Source organism: Methylobacterium frigidaeris (assembly GCF_022179185.1).
Lineage (GTDB): Bacteria > Pseudomonadota > Alphaproteobacteria > Rhizobiales > Beijerinckiaceae > Methylobacterium > Methylobacterium frigidaeris.
In genome coordinates, this window is the sequence record NZ_BPQJ01000041.1 from 35,557 (window position 1) to 58,939 (window position 23,383).

Sequence of the window (23,383 nt, forward strand, 5' to 3'; positions counted from 1 at the left end):
GGGACGGCGACGCGCCGTCCCGATGCCGTCTCGGCCGCTGCACGACGCGCGGCGGCACGACCCCTCTCATCCGATCGGGGCGGGCCCGCATGGACCTCATCCTCCAGCTTCTGTTTACGGGAATCGGCATCGGCGCCGTCTACGCGCTCGTCGCGCTCGGCTTCGTGCTGATCTTCCGCGCCACCAACGTGGTGAACTTCGCGCAAGGCGAGTTCTCGATGGTGGCGGCCTTCCTCATGGTGGTCTTCGCCGTCGACCTGCAATGGCCGTACTGGCTGTCCTTCCTGCTGGCGATCGGCGGCATGGCGCTGCTGGGCGCGCTGTTCAACCTCGGCGTCTACTATCCGCTGCGCCACCGCACCTACCTGCCGGTGATCATCTCGACGATCGGCGCGTCGATCTTCCTCGCCAACACCACCCTTGCGCTCTACGGGCCGCAGCCGCAGGTGCTGCCGCCGGTCTTCGAGACACAAGGCTTCCTGGTCGGCCCGGTCTTCCTCGACACCCAGTACCTGCTGATCATCGCCGTCACCGCGGTGCTGGTGGCGTTCCAGTACTGGTTCTTCGAGCACACCCTGCTCGGCAAGAAGCTGCAGGCGACCTCCCAGGACAAGGAGATGGCGGCGCTGCTCGGCATCCCGGTGGCCGGGATGATCATGCTGACCTTCGTCTACAGCGCGGTGTTAGGGGGCATCGCCGGCATCCTTGTCGCGCCGGTGCTGTTCGTGTCGATCCAGATGGGCGCCACCATCGCGCTCAAGGCCTTTGCCGCGACGATCATCGGCGGTTTCGGCGACGTCACCGGGGCGATCATCGGCGGGCTGGCGCTCGGCATCATCGAGACCTTCGGCGCCGCCTACATCTCGGTGCCCTACAAGGACGCCTTCGCCTTCATCGTCCTCGTCGCCTTCCTGGCCCTGCGCCCGCAGGGCATCTTCGGCGAACGCATCGCGGAGAAAGCATGACCGGCTCCCCTCGCCCCGTCGCGGCGGACCCGGTGTCCGCCCCCGTCGCCGCACGCCGCTTCCCCGTCGGCACACTCGCCTACGCGGCCCTGGTGGCGGTCGCGGTGTTCCTCGCCGCCACGACGCCGTTCAGCGGCTACGTGCTGAACATCCTGATGCAGGCCGCGACCTACGCCATCGCGGTCATCGGGCTCACCGTCGTCCTCGGCCTGTGCGGGCAGATCAACCTGGCCCAGGCCGCCTTCTTCGGCATTGGCGCCTACGCGGTCGGCCTCGGCACCGTCGATCTCGGCATCAGCTTCTGGCTCTGCCTGCCGATCGGCCTCGTTCTGGCCCTCATCCTCGGCGCGGTGCTCGGGGCCTCGACGCTGCGCCTCGGCGGCCACTACCTCGCCATGGTGACGATCTCGTTCCAGCAGATCCTGACACTGATCATGATCAACTGGATCCCGGTCACCCACGGGCCGGACGGCGTGCCGAACATCAAGCGCCCCGGCCTGTTCGCCGACGGCCAGAGCTACCTCGCGCTCTGCGTCTTCGTGCTGGCGGCGGTGGCCTATGCGGTCTGGCGGATGCCCAAGACCCGGCTCGGCCGCGCCATGCGGGCCGTGCGCGACAACGAGCTGGCGGCGGGCGTCACCGGCATCGACATCTACCGCACCAAGGTGATGGCCTTCGCCATCGGCGCCTTGCTCGCAGGCTTGGGCGGCGGGCTGTTCGCCGGCAGCTTCACCTATATCAGCCCGGACCAGTTCTCCTTCGCCGAATCGGTGGTGTTCCTCACCATGGCGCTGCTCGGCGGGGTCGGCTCGCCGGTCGGCGCGGTGATCGGCACCGGTCTGCTGATCCTGATCCCGGAGTGGCTGCGCTTCCTGAAGGAGATTCCCGGCCTCTATCTCGCGATCTACGGCCTCGCCGTCATCCTGATCGTGGTGTTCATGCCGGAGGGCATCTGGGGCTTCCTCGGCGACCAGGTGAAGCGCCTGCGGCCGCGCAAACCCGCCTCGCCCCGGGCCCAGGAGCTGACCCTGACGCAGGAAGCGGCCTCGACCGCGCCGGTGCTGGAGGTCGAGGGCCTGTCCAAGCATTTCGGCGGCCTCAAGGCCGTGGACGAGGTCAGCTTCACGGTCACCCGCGGCGGCATCCACGCGCTGATCGGCCCGAACGGCTCGGGAAAAACCACGACGCTCAACGTGCTGTCTGGCCTCTACACCCCGACCGGGGGCCGGGTACGGTTGAACGGGCAGGACATCACCCGCTTCGCCCCGCACCAGCGGGCCGCCGCGGGCCTCGGGCGGACCTTCCAGAACATCCGCCTGTTCCGCTCGATGAGCGCGCTGGAGAACGTGGTGATCGGCGCCGAGCGGCCGGGCAACGGCAGCGTCGCCCATGACCGCGCCTCGCTGGAGGCGCGGGCCCGGGCGGCCCTCGCCTTCGTCGGGCTCGAGGCCCGGGCCGACGAGCCGATCTCGTCCTTCTCCTACGGCCACCAGCGCCTGGTCGAGATCGCTCGGGCGCTCGCCGGAAACCCGGTGCTGCTCCTCCTCGACGAGCCGGCGGCCGGCCTCAACTCGAGCGAGAAGAACGCCCTCACCGTGCTGCTGCGCCGGATGGCCGCCAAGGGCCTGACCATCCTGATCATCGATCACGACATGACGCTGGTGAGCGACGTGGCGAGCCACATCACGGTGCTGAATTTCGGCCGGCGCATCGCCGACGGGGTCACCGCCACGGTGTTGCGCGAGCCGGCCGTGATCGAAGCCTATCTGGGCCAGGAATCGACCGAAGGGCCGAACGCGGGCCTCAAGACCGACCTCGCCCCGGCCTGAGCAGGAGACACACGATGGCACTCCTGGAAATCCGCGACCTGACCGTGCGCTACGGCGAGATCGAGGCCGTGCGCGGCATCTCGTTCTCGGTGGAGGCCGGCGAGGTCGTGACCCTGCTCGGCTCGAACGGGGCCGGCAAGTCGACGACGCTCAAGACCATCTCGGGGCTGGTGAAGCCCGCCGGCGGCGAGGTGCTGTTCGAGGGCCAGTCGCTGCTCGGCCTCAAGCCCGAGGAGATCGTGCGCCGCGGCGTGGCGCACGTGCCGGAGGGGCGCCGGGTCTTCCCCGGCCTCACCGTGCGCGAGAACATCATGCTCGGCGCCTCGAACCGGAAGGGGCTGACGAGCCGCCAGATCCGCGACGAGGCGGAGGGCATGTTCGAGCTCTTCCCCGACATCCGGCGCTTCGGCGACGCGCTCGGCTGGACGCTCTCGGGCGGCCAGCTCCAGATGGTGGCGCTGGCCCGCGGGCTGATGGCCAAGCCCCGCATCCTGCTCCTCGACGAGCCGTCGCTCGGCCTCGCCCCGGTGATCGTGCAGGCGGTGTTCGCCATCATCGCCGAGGTGCGCCGACGCGGCACCACCGTGCTCCTCGTCGAGCAGAACGCCCGCATGGGTCTCTCGGTCGCCGATCGCGGCTACGTGCTGGAGACCGGCCAGCTCGTGCTCAGCGGCGAGCCGCAGGCCCTGTGGGCCAACGACGACATCCGCGCCGCCTATCTCGGCGGCCGGGCCAAGGCGGAGGCCCTGGCGCATTAGACGGCCGTGCCGGAGGCCCGCATGGGCCTTCGGCACGGCATGAGGATTTCGCGATGGCCCGACGGTCCGATACGGCCGTATGATGGGTCTTCAGGTTCAAAAGGTCACCCGATGTCCACCCCCACGCCCCTCCACCCCACCAATCCCCGCTTCGTCCGCCTCAGCCACGAGGACAACGTCGTGGTGGCGGTGGACCCGATCGTGCCCGGCGCCGCCGTCGAGGGCGTGACTGCCTCGGCGCGCGTGCCGCGGGGTCACAAATTCGCGGTGGTGACGATTCCCGAGGGCGCGCCGATCCGCAAGTTCGGCCAGATCATCGGCTTCGCCAGCCGGGCGATCGCCCCGGGCGAGTGGGTGCACGAGCACAATGTGGGGTTGGGGGAAGCCAAGGGCGACTTCGCCCGCGACTACCGCTTCTGCGAGGAAGCGAAGCCCGTCGCGATGGTGCCGGAAACCCAGCGCGCCACCTTCGAGGGCTATCGCCGGGCCGACGGCCGGGTCGGCACCCGCAACTACGTCGGCGTTCTGACATCGGTGAACTGCTCGGCCACGGTCGCCCGCTTCATCGCCGAGGAAGCGCGCCGCTCCGGCCTCCTCGACGAGTTCCCGGGCATCGACGGCATCATCCCCCTCACCCACGGCACCGGCTGCGGGTACGACATCCAGGGCGAGGGCGCCGACATCCTCAAGCGCACCCTGTGGGGCTACGCCGCCAACCCGAACATGGGCGGCGTGATCATGGTGGGCCTCGGCTGCGAGGGCCTGCAGATCGACCGCTGGAAGCGCGCCTACGGCATCGAGGAGAGCGAGACCTTCCGCAGCTTCACCATCCAGGATACCGGCGGCACCCGGCGCACCATCGAGGCCGGCGTCGCGGCGCTGCGCGAGATGCTGCCGGCGGTGGCGAAGGCGAAGCGCGAGACCGTGCCGGCCTCCGAATTGATGCTGGCGCTGCAATGCGGCGGGTCGGACGGCTATTCGGGCATCACCGCCAACCCGGCGCTCGGTGCGGCGGTCGACCGGCTGGTCGCCGAGGGCGGCACCGCGATCCTGTCCGAGACGCCGGAGATCTACGGTGCCGAGCACCTGCTGACCGCCCGGGCCGCGACGCCGGAGATCGGCCACAAGCTCGTCGAGATGATCCACTGGTGGGAGGCCTACACCGCCCGCAACGGCGGCGAGATGAACAACAACCCCTCCCCCGGCAACAAGGCCGGCGGCCTCACCACCATCCTGGAGAAGTCGCTGGGCGCCACCGCCAAGGGCGGCTCGACGACGCTCACGGGCGTCTACCGCTACGCCGAGCCGGTCGACGCGAAGGGCTTCGTCTACATGGACACCCCCGGCTTCGATCCGGTGGCGGCGACCGGCCAGGTCGCGGGCGGCGCCAACGTGCTCTGCTTCACCACCGGCCGTGGCTCGGCCTATGGCTGCAAGCCGACCCCGTCGATCAAGCTCGCCACCAACAGCGAGATGTACCGGCGGATGCAGGACGACATGGACATCGATTGCGGCGACGTGCTCGACGGCGTCTCGATCGAGGAGAAGGGCCGCCAGATCTTCGAGACCATCCTGCGCGTCGCCTCGGGCGAGCGCACCAAGTCCGAGGGCTTCGGCTACGGCGATGCCGAGTTCGTGCCCTGGCAGATCGGCGCGGTGATGTAGCCGACGGGCTGTAGCAGCGACGGCCGAACCGTTCTAAGGGGCGCTCCGGGGCACAACGACAAGAAGGCCCCGGAGGACAGCACGATGACACCGGACGTGAGCAGCGGGAGCGATCTCACCCGCCGCCAATGGAAGATGACGCTGCTCGCGAGCCTCGGCGGCGGGCTCGAGTACTACGACTTCATCGTCTACGGCATCTTCGCCAAGGACATCGCCGCCGCCTTCTTCCCGGCGAGCGACCCGGTCGCGGCCCTGACCCTGTCGCTGGCGGTGTTCGCGGTCGGCTACCTCGCCCGGCCGCTCGGTGGCCTGGTGCTGAGCCATTTCGGCGACCGCTACGGCCGCAAGACCGTGTTCGTGGTCACCGTCTTCACCATGTCGGCCTGCACGCTCGGCATGGGCCTGGTGCCCGCTTACGCCTCCTGGGGCGTGTGGGCGACCCTGCTCCTCGTGACGTTGCGCTTCGTGCAGGGCCTCTGCATCGGCGGCGAACTGCCGGGTGCCATCACCTTCGTGGTCGAGACCGCCTCGCGCCGCCCGGGGCTCGCCTGCGGCATCGTCTTCTGCCTGGTCAATGGCGGCGTGCTGCTCGCGGCCCTGGTGAATCTCGGCCTGCAATCCTGGCTGCCTCCCTCCGCCATGGCGGAGTACGGCTGGCGCATCGCCTTCCTGTTCGGCGGGGTCGTCGGCCTCGTCAGTTTCGTTCTGCGGCGCTCGCTCGAAGAGACGCCCGAGTTCCTGCGCCTCCAGCACCGCGCCGCCCGCAGCCCGATCGGCGAGGTGCTGCGCCATCACCGCGGCCCGGTGCTGCTCGGCATCGGCATCGTGGCGCTGACCGCGGGCTTCAACGGCATCCTGTTCGCCCACATGCCGGCCTACCTGATCCAGGTGCTCAAGTACCCGCCCCGCGAGGTGGCCCTGGCGATGAACGTGGCGCTCTTCGCCATGTCGGCCTCGCTGCTCTTCGCCTCTTGGTTCGCCGACCGGGTGCCACCGCGCCGGCTGATGCAGGCATCGGCCCTCATCATCCTGATCGGAGTGATCCCGACCTATGGGCTGCTGGCGCGGGGCGGCGCGAACCTGTTCCTGGTGCTGCCGCTCCTCACCATGGCGGTGGCCGGGGCCAATGGCAGCTTCGCCTACCTGCTCGCCCGGCTCTTCCCCACCCGGGTGCGGTTCAGCGGCGTCGCGCTCTCGCTCAATATCAGCTTCACGCTCTTGAGCGGCCTCGGGCCGCTGGCCGCCAACGCGCTGATCGGCGCCACCGGCTGGGCGGCCGCGCCGGGCCTCATCATCGCGGCCTCCGCGCTGATCGGGCTCGTGGTCGCGAGCCGGCTCTCCGACCGGCCGGCGACGCTCACCGAGGCCGTGCCGGCCTCCGGCTGAGCGAGAATCGGACCGTTCGGCACCCGGGCGGTCCGGCTCTCAGGCCGCGCCGGGAGCCCGCCGGGCGATCCAGGCGCCCCAGAACAGGCTGGAGAAGAAGCGCAGCGGCGGCGCGAAGCCGCTCTCGCGGAGCAGATCGGCCACCGCCTGCTCCGAATGCGGCGGGTCCGCCCCCTGCAGGATCCTAGCCCGCTTGGCCTCGACCTCGGCGGGCCCGGCACCCTGCTGGCGCCAGCGCTCGCCCCAGGCGGCGAGGAGAAGCGGCTGGCTCGCGTAAGAATGGTGGTTGCCGGCGAGGATCAGCGGCGCACCGGGGCGCAGGCGCTGGGCGATGTCTGACAAGATCGCCCGCTTGGCCTCGTCCCCCGGCAAGTGGTGGAGGACCCCGATCAGGGTCCCGGCGTCGAAGGTCTCGCCCTCCGGCAGGTCCGCGACGGTACCGCACACCACTTCCGTCCGCTCGTCCAGCCCCCTCTCCTCCAGCCGGGCCACGGCCAGCGCCAGCATCGGCTCGGAGGGGTCGACCGCGGTGAAACGCCAACGCGGCTCCAGGGCCGCAGCCGTGACGATCTCCCTGGCACCCCCGCCGGCGCCCGCTACCAGGATCCGCGCCGCGCGGCCCGATCCGAGGGCGGCGGCCAGCATGCAGGCGGAAAGCTCGTGGCAGGCGTCGTAGCCGGCGAGCGCGATCCGACTCTGCTGCTCGTATTCCCCGGCGCGGGAGGCGTCGAATTTCTGGGCGGCGTCATGTGGGACGGCGTCGTGCGCGGCGGTCACGGGACGGGCTCCGGTCACGGGAAAGGCCGCGAGTTGGACCCGTTCGGCGCCGGGACGCAAGGGTGTGACCCGGACGCCGGGGGCGAAGCCCTCAGCCCTCCGGATGCCGCTCGCGCCAGCGCGGGCCGGGGCCGCGCATGTAGTGCAGCTCGGGGCGGTAGGGATCCATGATCTCCGCGATGAGATCCCGCCAACGCTGGGTGAGGCGTCCGACGAAAGCCATCAGCATGGAACCGTCCTCCTGCGCGCGAATCGATTCGCTGTCGAGCCTGGCAGGGATCGTGCCGGCCGTTCATTGCGAAACTCTTGCAGGGGAACCTGGTCCGTGGCTTTGGCGAGAGTGCGACGGCGGCGTGGAGGGGTTAAGGCAGGATCCCGGCGAGCTTCAGCCCGCCCGCGGCGATCACCGCCAGCACCACGCCCCAGAGGTCGAGGGGCATCGCGGCCCACCAGGCGGTGCTCTCGGCGTGCGGCAGCGGCGCATCCTGAGCCCGTGCGATGTCGTGCATGATCGTCTCCCTCGGGACCGCATCCTCCGGGCGCCCGTCTCGCGCGGGCGTCCCTGCCTCAGCGTACAGCACGGCGATGCGTGCCGCAGCAGAAAGACGCGAAACCAGTCAAGGGCTGGCGCTCAAAGATGCGCCGTCGAGCGATGGTGCCCATGTGCTGTGCGATCGCCCGACACAATCCTCCCTTCGAGGGGCGATCGGCGTCGCCGGATCGTGGTGCGCGGCTGCATTCCCGGCCCGACGCGATCGACGCACGGATGTCCGGTCGTCGCGTGTTCAGAGCCTCGACGGTGCCGACCGCCCAAGCTTCAGCGCGGGTTCGGGTTCATCGGGTCGGCGCCGGCCGGCATCGGGCCGTCATTGGTCGGGAAGAAGCGGCGCGACGGCGACTGGCGCGGCTGGACCGGCGTGCCGCGCAGCGGCTCGACATCGACCTGGCCCTGGCGGTTCACCTGGCGCGAGCGGGGTGCCTCCTCGCCGCGCGCCTGCTCCCGGCGCTTGCGGCCCTCGGGCTTGGCGGCGGCGACCGGGGCGTCCTCCTGCTCCTTCGGCTCGGCTACGATGTCGGTGCCGCCTTTGCAGTCGACCAGCCACACATCGTAGATCGGGTGCTCGATCGCGTGCAGGCCCGGGCTCGAGGCGAACATCCAGCCGGTGAAGATCCGGCGGTACTTGTTCTCGAGGGTGACCTCGTCGACCTCCAGGAAGGCGGTCGTCTTCGCGCTCTCGGTCGGCGGGCGGGTGTAGCAGACCCGCGGGGTGAGCTGGAGCGCGCCGAACTGCACCGTCTCGTCCACCGCCACCTCGAACGAGACGATGCGGCCGGTGATCTTGTCGAGGCCGGAGAACACCGCGGTCGGGTTGCGGATCTTGTCGGCCCGGGCCGGACCGGACGCGAGCGCTCCGCCCAGCAGGGCGCCGCCGAGGAGCAGGAAGGCGCCCGCGGCGCGGCGTGCGGTCATGCGGCTCAAACCCAATCGCTCCCGGCTCGTCATTCGGCGGCTCTCGCCCGGACTCTCGGGCCCTGCCTCTCGCGCCCAGATCGGCCGGGCGCGCGGGCACCCGTCGGCCCGCTCGCGATAGACACAAGGAGGATGGTGGAAAAAGGGCGGTCGGCTACTCGCCCGGGACCCACGGCACGTAGTCGCCGGTCGCCGCCGGCCGCTGGCCATAGGAGAGCTGCGAGCCCCGCGGCCGGTAGGCCGCCACCGTGCCGGTGAGGTTCTCCTCGTGCGGCTTCTGCCACTCGCGCGGGACGTAGGTCTCCTCCGAGGGCGCCACGTCGGTGGCGTGGCAGAGCCAGCCGCGCCAGCCCGGCGGCACCTTCGAGGCGTCGGCGTAGCCGTTGTAGATCACCCAGCGCCGCTCAGAGCCCACCGAGGCGTCGATCAGGGGCCCCTGCGCCCGATAGTAGCGGTTGCCGAACTCGTCCTCGCCCACGAAGCTGCCGCGGCGCTTGGTGTAGAAGTCCAGGCTGACGGTCGAGCCGCTCCACCAGGTGAAGATCCGAAGCAGGGTGTCTTTCAGCGCCATCGCGACCGTCTCTGGGCGGAGCCCCCGGGAATGGGAGGAGGAGCCCCCCGTCGTCGCGCGGGACTATGGTGAGATGCCCCCCGGATGTCCAGCGTGTCCCGCGCCGCAGCATCATTCCTGTGCGCGGGGCACTCCAGCGGCCCGCGCGGCCCGTCGACCGGCAACGACCTGTGAACAAATCGGTGGTCGGATGCCTCGCCGTCTGTGGGCGGGCAGAGGCGCCGCCGCGATTCCGCCAAGCCTGTCGCGAGCTTAGGCGGTGGTTCGCCACTATCCACAGGAATCCAGCCCTTCACACTATATGTAGGGAGGAACGGAGTCCGTCGACACTAGTTATTGACGTGGGGCTGCCATGGTCGGTAGTTTCCATGCTGATGGGACGGGCGACCCCGACGGGGCCGAGGCTCGTCCGCCGAATTCGAGCGTCCCCGCCATTCCTTGTAACCGGCGGACCCCGCTGACATGCGCGCGGTCCCCGGCTGTTCGTGACCGGAGAGTATCCCATGCGGTTCGAGCGTCGCATCACCACCGCGGGGCAATCGCCCTATGCCAGCATCCCGTTCCGCAAGGCGGTCAGCGAGATCCGCAACCCGGACGGCTCGGTGGTGTTTCGCCTCGACGGGATCGACGTGCCGGAGGCCTGGAGCCAGGTCGCCTGCGACGTGCTGGCCCAGAAGTACTTCCGCAAGGCCGGCGTCCCGGCGGCGCTGAAGAAGGTCGAGGAGAACGGCGTCCCCTCTTTCCTGTGGCGTTCGGTGCCGGACGAGGCGGCGCTCGCCGCCCTCCCCGAGGGTGAGCGGACCGGCTCCGAGACGTCGGCGACGCAAGTGTTCGATCGGCTCGCCGGCTGCTGGACCTACTGGGGCTGGAAGGGCGGCTACTTCTCAAGCGAGGAGGACGCGGCGGCGTTCCACGACGAGCTGCGCGCGATGCTCGCCCGCCAGATGGTGGCGCCGAACTCGCCGCAATGGTTCAATACCGGCCTGCACTGGGCCTACGGCATCGACGGCCCGGCGCAAGGCCATTTCTACGTCGACTACAAGACCGGCGAGCTGACCCAGTCGGCGACCGCCTACGAGCACCCGCAGCCCCACGCCTGCTTCATCCAGTCCGTCGCCGACGACCTCGTCAACGAGGGCGGCATCATGGACCTGTGGGTGCGGGAAGCCCGCCTGTTCAAGTACGGCTCGGGCACCGGCTCGAACTTCTCGCGGTTGCGCGGCGAGAACGAGAAGCTCGCCGGCGGCGGCAAGTCCTCGGGTCTGATGAGCTTCCTCAAGATCGGCGACCGGGCGGCCGGGGCGATCAAGTCCGGCGGCACCACGCGGCGCGCCGCCAAGATGGTGATCGTCGACATCGACCACCCGGACGTCGAGGCCTTCATCGACTGGAAGGTCAAGGAGGAGCAGAAGGTCGCCGCCCTCGTCACCGGCTCCAAGGTGGTGTCGAAGCACCTCAAGGCTGTGATGAAGGCCTGCGTCAACTGCGAGGCCGCCGGTGACGCCTGCTTCGATCCCGAGCGCAACCCGGCCCTCAAGCGCGAGGTCAAGGCCGCCCGCAAGGCGATGGTGCCGGACGCCGCGATCAAGCGGGTGATCCAGTACGCCCGCCAGGGCTACACCGACATCTCGTTCCCGATCTACGACACCGACTGGGATTCGGAAGCCTACCTCACCGTCGCCGGCCAGAACTCGAACAACTCGGTCTCGCTCACCGACGACTTCCTTCGCGCGGTTGATGCGGATGCGGACTGGACCCTGACCCACCGCACGACCAACAAGGTGGCGAAGACCGTCAAGGCCGCTGAGTTGTGGGAGAAGATCGCGGAGGCTGCCTGGGCCTCGGCCGATCCGGGCCTGCACTTCAACACCACGATGAACGACTGGCACACCTGCCCGGCGGGCGGGCGGATCCGGGCCTCGAACCCGTGCTCCGAGTACATGTTCCTCGACGACACCGCCTGCAATCTCGCCTCGGCCAACCTGCTGGCGCTCTACGACCGCGGCGCCAAGCACTTCGACGTCGAGGGCTACGAGCATCTGTGCCGGCTCTGGACCGTGGTGCTCGAGATCTCGGTGCTGATGGCCCAGTTCCCGAGCCGCGAGATCGCCGACCTCTCCTACAAGTACCGCACGCTCGGTCTCGGCTACGCCAATATCGGTGGCCTCCTGATGACCATGGGCTTGTCCTACGATTCGCGTGAGGGCCGGGCGATCGCCGGTGCGCTCACCGCCATCATGACGGGCGTGTCCTACGCCACCTCGGCCGAGATGGCGCGCGAGCTTGGGCCCTTCCCGGCCTACGAGGAGAATGCCGACGCGATGCTGCGGGTGATCCGCAACCATCGCCGGGCCGCCCACGGCGAGGAGTCGGGCTACGAGTTCCTCAACACCAACCCGGTGCCGCTCGATCATGCCGGCTGCCCGCAGGGCGAACTCGTCGAGCACGCCAAGGCGGCCTGGGATCGGGCGCTCGCGCTCGGCGAGGAGCACGGGTTCCGCAATGCCCAGGCGACCGTGATCGCGCCGACCGGCACGATCGGCCTCGTGATGGATTGCGACACCACCGGCATCGAGCCCGACTTCGCACTCGTGAAGTTCAAGAAGCTCGCCGGTGGCGGCTACTTCAAGATCATCAACCGGGCGGTGCCGGATGCGCTCCGGGCGCTTGGCTACCGCGAGGCCGAGATCGCCGAGATCGAGGCCTACGCCGTCGGTCACGGCTCCCTCGGTCAGGCACCGGCGATCAACCCGGGCTCCTTGCGCGCCAAGGGCTTCACCGACGAGAAGATCGCGGCGGTCGAGGCCGGGCTGAAATCGGCCTTCGACATCAAGTTCGTGTTCAACCGCTGGACTCTGGGCGAGGACTTCCTGACCCAGACTCTGCGGGTGCCCGCGGACAAGCTCGCCGACCCGTCCTTCGACCTGCTCTCGTTCCTCGGCTTCAGCCGCAAGGAGATCGACGCCGCCAACGTCCATGTCTGCGGGGCGATGACGCTCGAGGGCGCACCGCACCTGAAGCCCGAGCACTACCCGGTCTTCGACTGCGCCAATCCCTGCGGTCGGATCGGCAAGCGCTACCTCTCGGTCGAGAGCCACATCCGCATGATGGCCGCGGCGCAGCCCTTCATCTCGGGGGCGATCTCCAAGACCATCAACATGCCGAACGACGCCACGGTCGAGGATTGCAAGAACGCCTACCGGCTGTCCTGGACCCTGGCGCTGAAGGCCAACGCCCTCTACCGCGACGGCTCGAAGCTGTCGCAGCCCCTCAACGCCGCCCTCATCAGCGACGAGGCCGACGACGAGGAGGATGTGGTCGAGGCCCTGCTGGCCCAGCCGGCAACGGCCAAGACCGTCGCGGTGACGGAGAAGATCGTCGAGCGGATCGTGGAGCGCGTCGAGCGCCTGCGCTCCCAGGAGAAGCTGCCGAGCCGCCGCAAGGGCTACACCCAGAAGGCCAAGATCGGCGGCCACACCATCTTCCTGCGCACCGGCGAGTACGACGACGGCCGGCTCGGTGAGATCTTCCTCGACATGAACAAGGAGGGCTCGGCGCTCCGGGCCTTCATCAACAACTTCGCGATCTCGGTCTCACTCGGCCTGCAATACGGCGTGCCGCTGGAGGAGTACGTCGACGCCTTCACCTTCACCCGGTTCGAGCCGGCCGGCTTCGTGCAGGGCAACGACGCGATCAAGAACGCCACCTCTGTGCTCGACTACGTGTTCCGCGAGTTGGCGATCTCGTATCTCGGCCGTAACGACCTCGCTCATGTCGACCTCTCGGAGATCGGCACCGCGGCAACCGGCGGCGTCACCCCGGCGAAGCCCTCGAGCGCCCCGGATTCGGTGCCGGCCAACAACGTCGTGTCGCGTGGCCTGCTGCGCGGCTCGGGCGACCGGCTCACCCTGATCCACGGCGGTCCCGCCGGTGCCACATCCGGCGTCGCCGCGCCCTCGACGGGCCAGACGGCTCCGGCCGGCGGCAGCATCCACGCGGTGCGCGGCTCGGTGGCGCTCAAGACCGAGCCGACGCTCGCCGGCCGGGTCGAGGCGCTGGCCGAGTCCCTCCCCTTCGCCAAGCCGGATCCGGCGGCCCCCGGCCGCAGCGTCTCGGACCGCCGCGCCGAGGCGAAGATGAAGGGCTATGTCGGCGAGGCCTGCCCGGAATGCGCCAACTTCACCCTGGTGCGGAACGGGACCTGCCTGAAGTGCGACACCTGCGGCAGCACGACTGGGTGCAGCTGACGCGTGACGAGCCCGGGCGACGAATGCCCGGGCTCGACCTCAGAACCTGAGCTGACCATCGACCGGCAGGCGGGCTTTGCGGCCCGCCTGCCGTGACGATTCGAGAGGACAGTGGCCGTTCAGGGCGCGGAGCGCTGCATTACCGGCCGGAACAGGCACGATTCCGGCGTCAACGCCGCGCGAGACGATGCTCCACCGCATCCCGAAAGTGGTACCACCCGCTCACCACCGGCAGGAACCACGGCGTGCCGTCGTAGAACGGCACCGGGACGGCGGCGAAGGCCGGCGCATCGAAGGCGCTCGGGCGGTTCTGGCGGCCCAGAAGCTTCAGCGCCGCCTGATGACCGAGATAGGTCATCAGCGCCACGCCGTTGCCGTTGCAGCCGACCGCGAAGTCGAGGCCGTCCTGGCGGCCGAGATGGGCGAGCTTGTCGGCGGTCATGCCGACCTTGCCGCTCCAGCAATGCGTCACCCGGACTTGCGCGAGTTGCGGCCAGACCGTCCGCATCAGCGCGTGCAGGCGCGGGGCGGCCTCGTGCTCCGGCAGCGTGAACATCCCCGGACGGCTGCCGAACAGGAGCCGGGTGCCGTCCGGCGAGGGCCGGGCGTAGATCAGCTCGCGGCGCGAATCGGTGATCATCCGCCGGCCCGGATTGATCTCGGCCATCAGCGCCTTGGGCAGCGGCTCGGTGGCGATCTGATAGCTGCGCACCGGCACCACCCGCTTGCGCAGGAACGGGCTCGCCCGGTCGCTGTAGCCGTTGGTGCCGTAGAGGACGTGCCGGGCCCGGATCCGGCCGCGCCCGGTCTCGACGGCGTAGAGCCCGCCGCTCAGGGGCTCGACCGTCAGGACCGGGGCGTGCGAGCGTAAGGTCGCGCCGTGGCGCCGGGCGAGACCGCGCAAGGCCCGGTGGTACTTGCCCGGATGCAGGCCGCCGTACTCGTCGATGACGATGCCGCCATGGTAGAAGTCGGTCCGGGTGACCTCGTGCTGGCGGCTCTTCGGGATCTCGTGGACGGTGACGCCGGTATGGCGCGCCAGCAGCTCGCCGTGGCGGCGCAGGCGATCGTAGTGGCGCGGGACGTAGGCCGCGAAGTAGCGGCCGACGATCCCGAGATCGGCGTCGAGCGCCTCCTCGCGGATCAACGTCTTCAGGTGCTCGTAGGAGGAGAGCGAATCCTCCAGCAGTCGCGCCATGCGGGCGGCGTCGACCCCCTTGATCGCCCCGCCGATCACCAGCTTCTGGCCGCTCGACACCATCCCGCCCGAGCGGGTCGAGGCCCCGGCCCCCAGCTCCTCCGCGTCGACCACCGTGACGGACACGCCGTTGCGGGCGAGTTCCGCCGCTGCCGAGAGGCCACAATAGCCCGAGCCGACCACCAGGACGTCGGTCTCCTCCGGAAGCGGGTCCCGGGCGGTCTCGGGAGCGGCAGCGTCCCACCAGTAGGGGTCGGTGGTGAAGCCCTCGGCGAGGATGGGGGCCGGATCAGGCATGGAGGGCCTCGGGGCGGAGGGAGGACAGGAAACTTTTCGTGCGGGCGTGCCGGGGCTCGCCGAAGAGGGCGGCCGGGGGGCCCTCCTCCACGATGGCGCCCTCGGCCATGAAGACGACGCGGTCGGCGACCTCGCGGGCGAAGCCCATCTCGTGGGTCACCACCACCATCGTGGTGCCGTCGCGGGCCAGCCCGCGCATCACGTCGAGCACGTCGGCGATCGTCTCCGGGTCGAGGGCGGAGGTCGGCTCGTCGAACAGGATCGCCTTCGGCCGCATCGCGAGCGCCCGCACGATCGCAACCCGCTGCTGCTGGCCGCCCGAGAGCGCGCTCGGGTGATCCTCGGCCTTGTGCGCGAGGCCGACCCGGGCGAGCAGCGCCCGCGCCTGCGCCTCGGCCTCCGCCCGCGACAGGCCGAGGCGGCGCATCGGCGTCAACGTCATGTTGCGCAAGACCGTGAGGTGCGGAAACAGCGCGTAGTCCTGGAACACCATGCCGATCTCGGTCCGCAGGCGCTGCCAGGCGCCCTCGTCGCCGAGATCGACCGGCCGGCCGGCGACGCGCAGGCTCCCGGAATCGGGCCGCACCAGCCCGTTGATGCAGCGGATGAGGGTGCTCTTGCCCGACCCGCTCGGGCCGATCAGCACCACGACGCTGCCGGCCTCGACGTCGAGGTCGATGCCGTGCAGGGCCTGGAAGCCGCCGAAGCGCTTCGTCAGCCCGCGCAGGGAGATGAGCGGCTCGGGGGTCACGCGGCGAGTTCCCGCAAGTCGCGCTTGAGCGCATCGCGCGCGGCCTGGAGCTGCGTGCGCCGGGCGACGAGCGCGGCGCGGCGCGCCTCGAGCCGCGCTTGCGCCGCCTCGACCGCGCGGGCCACCGCCTCCGGTGCCGGGCCGCCCGGCAGGGTGCGGGCGGACACGCTCGCCGCCGGGTCGAGGCTCCGCCGCACAGCCTCATCCGAGAGACCGAGCGGCCGCCCGGCCTCGGCGAGCGCCGCCGCATCGACCATCTCGGGCGTGATGCCGTCCGCCGAGAGCCCTGCATCCATCGCCGCCCGCACCACAGCGCCCACGACGTGGTGCGCCTCGCGGAAGGACAGGCCGGCCTCGCGCACCATCAGGTCGGCGAGGTCGGTGGCGGAGGCGAAATCCTCGGTGACGCGCCGGCGCATCAGGGCGGCGTTCGGGCGCGCCGTCGCGATGACGAGATCGAACAGCGACAGGCAGCGCAGGCTCTCCTCGCCCGCCTCCCAGACGCCGCGCATCGTCTCGCGGTTGCCGTCGATCGTGTTGGTGAAGTGCGTGCCCTTCACGGCGCTCGCCGCCGCCACGTAGAGGCCGAGCATCTGGCCGGCCTTGCCCTTCAGGTGCTCCAGCACCACCGGGTTCTTCTTCTGCGGCATGATGCTGGAGGTGCCGGTCACGCGGTCGGGAAACTCGATGGTCTGAAACTCGTGCGAGACCAGCACGTGGTAATCTTGTGCCACCCGGCTCCAGCCGATCGCGAGCTGCGACAGGCCGGCCAGAATCTCCAGCCCGAAATCCCGGGTCGCGACGGCATCCAGCGCATTCTCGACGAGCCCGTCGAAGCCGAGGCTCGACGCCAGCCTGTCCCGATCGATCCCGAAGGCGGTGCCGGCGAGCGCACCGGCCCCGAGCGGGCTGACATTGGTGCGCGCCCAGGCATCCGAGAGGCGGCCGAAATCGCGGGAGAGGGACTGCGCCACCCCGGCGAGGTAGAAGCCGTAGGTGACGGGCTGGGCCGGCTGCAGGTGGGTGTAGCCGGGCATCACCACGTCGCGGAAGCGGTAGGCGCCGTCCAGCGCGTGCTCCTCGACCGAGAGCAGCGCCTGGCCGGCATCGAGCAGCAGGTCGCGCGCCCGCATCCGGTCGAGGGCCGAGGTCAGGTCGTTGCGGCTGCGGGCGATGTGCATCCGCCCGCCGGCATCCTGGCCGATCAGCCGGATCAGCTGCGCTTCGTAGTTGAAGTACGAATCCTCGCGCTCGGGGTCGAGGGGAACGGCGCCGGGGCCCTCCTCCTCCATCCGCAGGAGGCCCGCCGCCAGCGCCCGGGCCGCCGCCGGGGCGATCAGGCCGCAAGCCGCCAGCATCAGCACATGGGCCTGGTTGAGGTCGCTCATGTAGGCGAACACGGCCTGGAAGTCCCGCGCCAGGCGCGGCGCGTAGATGTGCTCGCACACTTCCTCCGCGACCGGCTCGGTGAGCCGGCGGCTAACCTTCGATTCCATGGCTGAGACCCTTTGTTAGATCTTCGGACCACGGCCGGCCTCGAGCCGGTCGCGACAGTGATCAGGGAAGCTGCGGCGCGGGCGCGGGTGATGCGGCGGCCGCCGGAACGGGCCGAGCCTGTGGCCGGCCGAGACGCCGCTCGAGCCAGCGGCCGAACCAGGACAGGCCGGAGCAGATCACGAAGTAGGTGACGAGCACGGCGCCGTAGACGAGGAAGGCCGGGTTCCACCCCTCCATCATCGTGGTCCGCTCGACGATGATCTGCCCGACCTTGAAGAACTCGCCGACGCCGACGAGGGCGCCGAGCGAGGTCGCCTGGATCAGTAGCGTCAGGAGCCCGACGAAGGGCGGCAGGATCGCCCGCAGCGCCTGCGGGCCGGTGATGAAGCCGTAGACCTCCCAGGTCTTGAGGCCGAGCGCGGCGGCGCTCTGCCACTGGTGGCGCGGCACGGCGTTGAGGCCGCTGCGCACGATCTCGGCGCCGTTGGCGCTGCCCCACAGCGACAGACCGACCGTCACCGCCCAGAACGGCGTCAGGTCGAGCCCGGCCAGCGGCGCGACGAAGAAGACCAGGAAGATGTTCACGATCAGCGGGATATCGCGAAAGAGTTCGACCCAGACGCGCACCAGCACCCGCAAGCTCCGGAAGCGCAAAGTCGCCAAGACGCCGAGGAGCCCGGACAGGACAGTGACGAAGAGGAGCGTGGTGAGCGAGAGCGCCAGCGTCATGCCGAGGCCCTGCAGGATGAAGGGCAGGTTCTTGACGAGGAGATCCATCGCGCGCCTCCTCAGTGCCGGAACGGCGCGTTGAGCCGGAACTCGAGCCGGCTCGCCAGGAACGACAGGACGAGGACCAGGGCGAGGTAGATCACGCAGATCGCCGCGAACATCTCGAGGGTTCGGAAATCCATCGAGATCCGGTCGATCGCCACGTAGGTCAGCTCGGCGAGCCCGATCGCCTGGAGGTAGGACGAGTTCTTCAGGAGCGAGATCGCGGTGTTGAGCATCGCCGGCAGGGCGACCCGGATCGCCAGCGGCGCCGCGACGAGGTGGAAGAAGCGCCAGGGCGTGAGCCCGAGGGCGGAGGCCGCCTCGCGCAGGCCCTTGCCCACGGTCGCGAGGCCGCCGCGCAGGTTCTCGATCTGGTAGGCGCCGGCCCACAGGGTCAGGCAGAGCACGCCCGACCAGAACAGCGACAGCTTGAGGCCGATGCCGGGGAGTCCGTAGAAGATGAAGAACAGCTGCGCCAGCATCGGCGTGTTGCGGATGAACTCGACATAGGCCGCCACGACCCGGTCGAGCACCGGTACTTCGAGCACCCGCACCGCCGCGCCGAGGAGGCCGACCAGCACCGACAGCACGATCGACAGGAGGCTGACCTGGATCGTGAGCCACAGGCCGCGCATCAGCGCGGGTCCCTGCGCCATCAGGTAGGCGAGATCGAAATCCATGCCGGCATCCCTCATTGTAGGGGCGGCCGATGCGGGCCGCCCGGCGCGGGCGTTCAGCGGGCCGTCGGCTTCGGCTTGGCGAAGGCGTCGGCGTAGAACGGGCGCAGGTCGGCCGGCACCCACTTGTCGACCCACTTCGCGTAGAGGCCTTCCGCCTTCATCCGGGCGAGGGCGGCGTCGACGTAGGCCAGCCACTCCGGATCGTTCTTGCGCAGACCCGCGGCGGCATCCGTGACCGCGAAGGACTCGCCGACGAGGCGCAGGGATGGATCCTTGGCGGCGACCACCACCAGCGTCGCGGCGTCGTGCGTGTAGGCGTCGCCGCGGCCTTGCTTGAGTGCCTGGAGAGCGTCCGAGGCGGTGTTGAGCCGCAGGGTCTCGACCTTCGGCATGTTGTCCTCGAACCACTTCGCCTGGGTCGAGCCCTTGAGCATGACGACGGTCTTGCCCGCGACGTCGTCGAGCTTGCGGATCGGGCTGTCCTTGGCCACCAGCATGTCCGAGCCGCCCCAGCGGTAGGGCTTCGAGAAGTCGATCACCCGGGCGCGCTCCGGCGTCACCCCGAGGGTGGCGAGCAGGATGTCGACCTTCTTGCCCATGAGCTGCGGGATGCGGTTCTCGGCGGTGACGCAGGTCAGCTCGATCTTGTCGGGCGCGCCGAAAGCCCAGGCGGCGATCTGGATCGCCATGTCGGTCTCGATGCCGGAGAAGTTCCCCGACTCGTCCTTGTAGCCATAGGGCGGCTGATCGCAGCGCACGCCGGCCCGCAGGACGCCGGCGGCCTGGATCGCCTTGGGAACCGGTGGCAGCGCCTGGGCCGCCGCGGCGGACAGGCCAGCGGCGACGGCCGCGGCGGCAAGTGCGGTGCGGGCGAGATGCCGGAGCAAGGTCATCAGGTTCCCCTCTGGTCGGTTGGCTTCGTCTCGGTCGGTGGGGCATCCCCGTCCATCGCGCCCGAGCCCGAGCCGGTGAGCAGCGCGACCGCGTGGCGGCCGGCGAGCGATCCCTCGGCCCCAAGCACGAACAGGGCCGCGACCGCCGCCGCGGCAGCGAGCTCGGCGTGGAGGCCGGCCCGGCCGAGGCGCCTCTGCGCGGCCCAGGCGGCCGCGTCGTCCACGACGATCGCCGTGCCGCGGCTCTCCCGCAGGGCGTGGAGCGCCTGGAAGGTCACCGTGTCGCCGCCGATCGAGAGCTGCGCGGTCGTGCCCGGGAATGATGCCCGGTAATCGGCCCCGGCGAGGACGCGGGCGAGGCGCGGGAACGGCTCGGCGGCGACGAGGCGCGGCATCCCGAGTCCGAGTTCGTCGAATCCGAGGAGGAGCCCGGACAGCAGGTCGCCCCGGGCGCACGGCACGACGACGAGGTCGGGCAGGCCCTGCGCGGCGATCTCGGCCGCGAGGGCCTTGTAGCCGGCGATCCCGAACGGGTTGGTGCCGACCGCCGGCCGCCGATAATTGGTCGCCGCGAAGGCGCCCTCGGCAACGCGCCGCCCGACATGCTCCCAGCGCGCCGCGCTGTCCGCAACCTCGACGAGCCGGGCGCCATAAGCGCAGATCGCCCGGCGCGCGCCGGCCGGCATGGCGGGGGTCGTGGCGACCTCTGCGCCCAAGCCCGCTCGCGCCGCGTAGGCCGCGAGGGAGACGCCGGCATTGCCGCTCGAGGCGCCGACCACCAGCCGGGCGCCGCGCTCCCGCGCCCGGGCGAGGAGTTGGGCGCTCATCCGGTCCTTGTGCGAGCCGGTCGGGTTGCACCATTCGAGCTTCAGGGACAGCCGGCCGAGACCCACCGCCGCGGCGAGATCGGGCGCCCCGATCTGCGGTGTTCCGCCCTCGCCCAGCGAGATGCGACTGGCAGAGGGTAGGATGATCCGGCCTGTCACGGCACCGCGGTAGACGAGCCGCAGGTTCGCGGCGTGACCCTCGGAGGCGCAGCGCGGACACCCCTCGTCGTAGTCTCCGATGGGGAGCGCGAAATCGCAGCGCAGGCAGGATAGCCCGCTCGGGGACAGGATCTGTACGGCGCGTTGCTCGGACATGGCGAGCAGTGTGTGGGGCTTCGGCTATCTGGTCAAATGCTGGTTTTTGCGCATCCTATTCACTCTTGATATGGGGGGATGCATGAACCTGAGGCAGGTTGAGGCTTTCCGCGTCGTGATGCTGCGCGGGTCGATGACGGCAGCGGCACAGGCCCTGAGGACTTCGCAGCCGAGCGTCAGCCGGCTCATCGCGGAGCTGGAGGCCGCGACCGGGCTCACGTTGTTCGAGCGCCTGGCTGGACGCCTGCGCCCGACCGACGAGGGGCTCTCTTTCTACCGCGAGGTCGAGCGCAGCTTTCTCGGCCTCGAGAACCTGGCCCAGGTCGCGCGCGACATCCGGGTGTTCGGCAGCGGGCGCTTGCGGGTCGCGGCGATGCCCGTGATGGCCCTCGGCTTCATCCCGCGCTGCATCCGGCGCTTCCGCGACCAGTTCCCCACCGTCGCGATCTCCCTGCAGATGGGCAGTGACGGCACGGTGATGCGCTGGATGTCGGCGTCCTATTGCGACATCGGCTTCATGGCGAACATCGTCGAGACGCCGTTCATCGAGTACCGCCCGCTCTACACCATCCCGGGCCTGTGCGCCCTGCCGCCCGGCCACCGGCTGGCGGAGCGCGCGGTCATCGTGCCGGAGGACCTGGAGGGCGAGGCCTTCATCTCCCTGTCCCTGGAAGACGGCGCGCGAACCCGGGTCGACCGCGCCTTCGAGGCCGCCGGCGTCGGCCGCCAGCTGATGCTGGAGACGCCGTTCGGGGCGACGATCTGCGCCCTCGTCGAGCAGGGTCTCGGCGTCGGCATCGTGAATCCGATCGCGGCCGACGATTACCGCCGCAGCGGCATCGCCTTCCGGCCGTTCCGGCCCGAGATCCCGTTCCACGGCCACGCCCTTTTCCCGAGCCGCCACCTCAACAACCCGCTCATCGACGGCTTCCTCGCCGTCGTGCGCGAGGAGCTGGCCGGCTACGACACGACGGCGCCCGGGTTGCGGGGGTGAACGGGCCCTCCCTCAGATCGTCACTGCCGTGCGAAGCGGAGCGTAGGTGGCCTGGTAGCTGCGCGGCCCGATGATCGGGAGCAGCGCGTTCCTCACCCAGCCAGGCAGACGCGCGGTGCGCGACAGGCGGTCGGTCATGGCCTGGACATGTGCGACCCGCGGTCGGCGCAGCCGCTCGTATTCCGCGCCGGCCGCGCGCCAATCGTCCGCCCCGGCCAGCAGGTCAGCCAGAACCAGCGCGTCTTCGAGTGCCAGCGCCGCGCCTTGCGCCCAGACCGGGGCGGTCGCGTGGGCGGCATCGCCGACGAGGACCACCCGGTCGCGGGTCCAGGCCGGAATGCGGACCTCCTCCAGCGGCGAGTGATAAATCACGGCAGGCGCAGCGAGCGCCGCCTCCAGGGTGTCGCGGACGAGGCGGGGAAAGGCCGCGAAGGCCCGCCGCAGGCCGGCCGGGTCGAGGCCGTCCGCGAGACCGCCGCTCGCCGAGACCCAGGCATAAGCCTCGCCGCGGTCGACGGGAATGAGGAGGAACAACGCCTGAGGCCCGGCCCACAGCGTCCAGGCCTCGACGCCCGGGTTGGCCACCATGAAGCGCCAGCTCTGCGTGGCCAGCACCGCCGCACCCGGAGCCCGATCGTCGAATAGACCGTGCCGCACCCGCGAATGCACACCGTCTGCACCGACGAGCAGGCCGCCCGTCTCGATCGTGCCATCCTCGAGGTCGACCTCCACGCCCTGTGCGGTCTGCCGGCCCGCCAGGATCCCGGCGCCGTGGCGGAGATCGTCCGGGGCGAGGCCGAGTTGCAGGAGGCGCAGCAGGTCGGCGCGACGCAGGCAGTGCGGGCCCATCTCGGCCCCCCAGAACGCCTCCTCGTCCATGGCGAACAGCAGGCGGTCGCGCTCCGTGCGATACTCGCGCCGGCGCAGGCGCGTGCCGACCGCCCGGAGATCATCCAGCAGGCCGAGCTGTGCGAGGGCGCGCACCGCGTTCCCTGGCAGGTTGATGGCGAGACCCGCTTCCGCTGGGCCCCCGCGCCGCTCCAGGGTGAGAGAAGGAATGCCGCGCCGGTGCAGGGCCCGCCGGACCGCCAGGCCCGCAATGCCGCCGCCGGCGACCAGGACGCGATCGAGAGATTCGGTGGTCATCTGGCTGCGCGCTGCTCCCGTCGATGCCCGACGCGGGATCCCTATGCACGATCCGGGACGACTTGCACGCGACGCCCCTTGCCCTCGCTGCGACGACGGTGCGCACGGCCACGGCAGCGCCGCGATTGACAGGCGAGCCGGCTCCCCTTAAACGACCGCTCACCGACGGGGCGCCGCGACGAACGGCTCAGCCCTCCGGGACTTCCTCAGAGACGAGCAAGCAAGGGCCAGGGCAACCGGGCGCTGCTTTCTGTTCTCTAAGGGTATGAGATCTGGCCCCGGCCGGATCGGCTCTTTGACAAGTTCATCTGAGAAAGAGAAGCGTGGACGGCGTCGTCCCTGCGG

Annotated in this window: 20 protein-coding genes; 7 read left to right on the forward strand and 13 right to left on the reverse strand. The window is 70.3% G+C overall.

The annotated features are described in order from the left end of the window. The first annotated feature begins 89 nt into the window (after positions 1-89). The 5 genes from MFF64_RS28580 to MFF64_RS28600 all read left to right on the forward strand — a co-directional run bounded on the left by MFF64_RS28580 (position 90) and on the right by MFF64_RS28600 (position 6,603). The gene (locus MFF64_RS28580; protein ID WP_048451453.1) at positions 90-965 is read left to right on the forward strand and encodes a branched-chain amino acid ABC transporter permease; all 876 of its coding nucleotides are present in this window, start codon (positions 90-92) and stop codon (positions 963-965) included. Then, positions 962-2,794: a branched-chain amino acid ABC transporter ATP-binding protein/permease gene (locus tag MFF64_RS28585; protein WP_238192946.1), complete on the forward strand. Its 1,833-nt coding sequence runs from the start codon at positions 962-964 to the stop codon at positions 2,792-2,794. Before MFF64_RS28580 ends, MFF64_RS28585 begins: the two co-directional genes overlap by 4 nt. 14 nt (positions 2,795-2,808) lie before the next feature. Next, positions 2,809-3,552, forward strand: a complete 744-nt coding sequence (locus MFF64_RS28590) for an ABC transporter ATP-binding protein (protein WP_093568303.1) — start codon at positions 2,809-2,811, stop codon at positions 3,550-3,552. 111 nt (positions 3,553-3,663) lie between these two features. Beyond that, positions 3,664-5,217: a UxaA family hydrolase gene (locus MFF64_RS28595; RefSeq protein ID WP_238192947.1), complete on the forward strand. Its 1,554-nt coding sequence runs from the start codon at positions 3,664-3,666 to the stop codon at positions 5,215-5,217. Positions 5,218-5,301: 84 nt separating this feature from the next. Beyond that, on the forward strand, positions 5,302-6,603 hold the full coding sequence (locus tag MFF64_RS28600) for an MFS transporter (RefSeq protein WP_099907423.1): 1,302 nt from the start codon (positions 5,302-5,304) through the stop codon (positions 6,601-6,603). Between the two features lie 39 nt (positions 6,604-6,642). Here the strand turns inward: MFF64_RS28600 and MFF64_RS28605 are convergent, their stop codons facing one another. The 5 genes from MFF64_RS28605 to MFF64_RS28625 form a co-directional block, all read right to left on the reverse strand. Continuing rightward, the gene (locus tag MFF64_RS28605; protein WP_099907421.1) at positions 6,643-7,380 is read right to left on the reverse strand and encodes a class I SAM-dependent methyltransferase; all 738 of its coding nucleotides are present in this window, start codon (positions 7,378-7,380) and stop codon (positions 6,643-6,645) included. Positions 7,381-7,471: 91 nt separating this feature from the next. Beyond that, a complete protein-coding gene (locus tag MFF64_RS28610; protein WP_165795851.1) occupies positions 7,472-7,609 on the reverse strand; it encodes a hypothetical protein in 138 nt (45 codons plus the stop codon). A gap of 133 nt (positions 7,610-7,742) precedes the next feature. Further along, entirely contained in the window at positions 7,743-7,889 is a 147-nt protein-coding gene (locus MFF64_RS28615) for a hypothetical protein (protein WP_165795850.1), read from the reverse strand. Between the two features lie 308 nt (positions 7,890-8,197). Continuing rightward, entirely contained in the window at positions 8,198-8,860 is a 663-nt protein-coding gene (locus MFF64_RS28620; protein WP_099907419.1) for a DUF2155 domain-containing protein, read from the reverse strand. A gap of 145 nt (positions 8,861-9,005) precedes the next feature. Continuing rightward, positions 9,006-9,422: an NADH:ubiquinone oxidoreductase subunit NDUFA12 gene (locus MFF64_RS28625; RefSeq protein WP_099907417.1), complete on the reverse strand. Its 417-nt coding sequence runs from the start codon at positions 9,420-9,422 to the stop codon at positions 9,006-9,008. Between the two features lie 503 nt (positions 9,423-9,925). Between MFF64_RS28625 and MFF64_RS28630 the strand changes: the two genes are divergently transcribed. Beyond that, positions 9,926-13,669, forward strand: coding sequence for a vitamin B12-dependent ribonucleotide reductase (locus MFF64_RS28630; RefSeq protein WP_099907414.1), 3,744 nt, complete (start codon positions 9,926-9,928; stop codon positions 13,667-13,669). Positions 13,670-13,838: 169 nt separating this feature from the next. Here the strand turns inward: MFF64_RS28630 and MFF64_RS28635 are convergent, their stop codons facing one another. From MFF64_RS28635 to MFF64_RS28665, 7 genes are all read right to left on the reverse strand, one after another. Continuing rightward, complete coding sequence (locus MFF64_RS28635; RefSeq protein ID WP_238192948.1) at positions 13,839-15,164, reverse strand: NAD(P)/FAD-dependent oxidoreductase; 1,326 nt, start codon at positions 15,162-15,164, stop codon at positions 13,839-13,841. Continuing rightward, complete coding sequence (locus MFF64_RS28640; protein WP_238192949.1) at positions 15,157-15,915, reverse strand: amino acid ABC transporter ATP-binding protein; 759 nt, start codon at positions 15,913-15,915, stop codon at positions 15,157-15,159. Before MFF64_RS28640 ends, MFF64_RS28635 begins: the two co-directional genes overlap by 8 nt. After that, positions 15,912-17,411, reverse strand: coding sequence for an argininosuccinate lyase (gene argH / locus MFF64_RS28645; protein WP_238192950.1), 1,500 nt, complete (start codon positions 17,409-17,411; stop codon positions 15,912-15,914). The genes MFF64_RS28640 and argH overlap by 4 nt, the downstream gene beginning before the upstream one ends. A gap of 61 nt (positions 17,412-17,472) precedes the next feature. Then, the gene (locus MFF64_RS28650; protein ID WP_238192951.1) at positions 17,473-18,189 is read right to left on the reverse strand and encodes an amino acid ABC transporter permease; all 717 of its coding nucleotides are present in this window, start codon (positions 18,187-18,189) and stop codon (positions 17,473-17,475) included. An 11-nt stretch (positions 18,190-18,200) separates the two neighbouring features. Beyond that, the gene (locus tag MFF64_RS28655; RefSeq protein ID WP_238192952.1) at positions 18,201-18,863 is read right to left on the reverse strand and encodes an amino acid ABC transporter permease; all 663 of its coding nucleotides are present in this window, start codon (positions 18,861-18,863) and stop codon (positions 18,201-18,203) included. A gap of 53 nt (positions 18,864-18,916) precedes the next feature. Further along, positions 18,917-19,756, reverse strand: coding sequence for a transporter substrate-binding domain-containing protein (locus MFF64_RS28660; protein WP_238192953.1), 840 nt, complete (start codon positions 19,754-19,756; stop codon positions 18,917-18,919). After that, positions 19,756-20,898 carry a pyridoxal-phosphate dependent enzyme gene (locus MFF64_RS28665; RefSeq protein ID WP_238192954.1) on the reverse strand — a complete coding sequence of 381 codons (1,143 nt, stop codon included), beginning with the start codon at positions 20,896-20,898 and terminating at the stop codon, positions 19,756-19,758. The genes MFF64_RS28660 and MFF64_RS28665 overlap by 1 nt, the downstream gene beginning before the upstream one ends. A gap of 82 nt (positions 20,899-20,980) precedes the next feature. Between MFF64_RS28665 and MFF64_RS28670 the strand changes: the two genes are divergently transcribed. After that, positions 20,981-21,892 carry a LysR substrate-binding domain-containing protein gene (locus MFF64_RS28670; RefSeq protein ID WP_238192955.1) on the forward strand — a complete coding sequence of 304 codons (912 nt, stop codon included), beginning with the start codon at positions 20,981-20,983 and terminating at the stop codon, positions 21,890-21,892. Positions 21,893-21,904: 12 nt separating this feature from the next. Here the strand turns inward: MFF64_RS28670 and MFF64_RS28675 are convergent, their stop codons facing one another. Continuing rightward, positions 21,905-23,038 (reverse strand): FAD-dependent monooxygenase, encoded by a 1,134-nt coding sequence (locus MFF64_RS28675; protein ID WP_238192956.1) that lies wholly within the window; start codon positions 23,036-23,038, stop codon positions 21,905-21,907. Between the last annotated feature and the right edge of the window lie 345 nt (positions 23,039-23,383).

Bases quoted from the DNA above. Each gene is read 5' to 3' on its own strand.
- MFF64_RS28675 (WP_238192956.1), bottom strand. From the start codon at position 23,038: ATGACCACCGAATCTCTCGATCGCGTCCTGGTCGCCGGCGGCGGCATT.
- MFF64_RS28600 (WP_099907423.1), top strand. From the start codon at position 5,302: ATGACACCGGACGTGAGCAGCGGGAGCGATCTCACCCGCCGCCAATGG.
- MFF64_RS28635 (WP_238192948.1), bottom strand. From the start codon at position 15,164: ATGCCTGATCCGGCCCCCATCCTCGCCGAGGGCTTCACCACCGACCCC.
- MFF64_RS28670 (WP_238192955.1), top strand. From the start codon at position 20,981: ATGAACCTGAGGCAGGTTGAGGCTTTCCGCGTCGTGATGCTGCGCGGG.
- MFF64_RS28610 (WP_165795851.1), bottom strand. From the start codon at position 7,609: ATGCTGATGGCTTTCGTCGGACGCCTCACCCAGCGTTGGCGGGATCTC.
- MFF64_RS28655 (WP_238192952.1), bottom strand. From the start codon at position 18,863: ATGGATTTCGATCTCGCCTACCTGATGGCGCAGGGACCCGCGCTGATG.
- MFF64_RS28625 (WP_099907417.1), bottom strand. From the start codon at position 9,422: ATGGCGCTGAAAGACACCCTGCTTCGGATCTTCACCTGGTGGAGCGGC.
- MFF64_RS28650 (WP_238192951.1), bottom strand. From the start codon at position 18,189: ATGGATCTCCTCGTCAAGAACCTGCCCTTCATCCTGCAGGGCCTCGGC.
- MFF64_RS28665 (WP_238192954.1), bottom strand. From the start codon at position 20,898: ATGTCCGAGCAACGCGCCGTACAGATCCTGTCCCCGAGCGGGCTATCC.
- MFF64_RS28630 (WP_099907414.1), top strand. From the start codon at position 9,926: ATGCGGTTCGAGCGTCGCATCACCACCGCGGGGCAATCGCCCTATGCC.
- MFF64_RS28580 (WP_048451453.1), top strand. From the start codon at position 90: ATGGACCTCATCCTCCAGCTTCTGTTTACGGGAATCGGCATCGGCGCC.
- MFF64_RS28615 (WP_165795850.1), bottom strand. From the start codon at position 7,889: ATGCACGACATCGCACGGGCTCAGGATGCGCCGCTGCCGCACGCCGAG.
- MFF64_RS28595 (WP_238192947.1), top strand. From the start codon at position 3,664: ATGTCCACCCCCACGCCCCTCCACCCCACCAATCCCCGCTTCGTCCGC.
- MFF64_RS28585 (WP_238192946.1), top strand. From the start codon at position 962: ATGACCGGCTCCCCTCGCCCCGTCGCGGCGGACCCGGTGTCCGCCCCC.
- MFF64_RS28660 (WP_238192953.1), bottom strand. From the start codon at position 19,756: ATGACCTTGCTCCGGCATCTCGCCCGCACCGCACTTGCCGCCGCGGCC.
- argH (WP_238192950.1), bottom strand. From the start codon at position 17,411: ATGGAATCGAAGGTTAGCCGCCGGCTCACCGAGCCGGTCGCGGAGGAA.
- MFF64_RS28590 (WP_093568303.1), top strand. From the start codon at position 2,809: ATGGCACTCCTGGAAATCCGCGACCTGACCGTGCGCTACGGCGAGATC.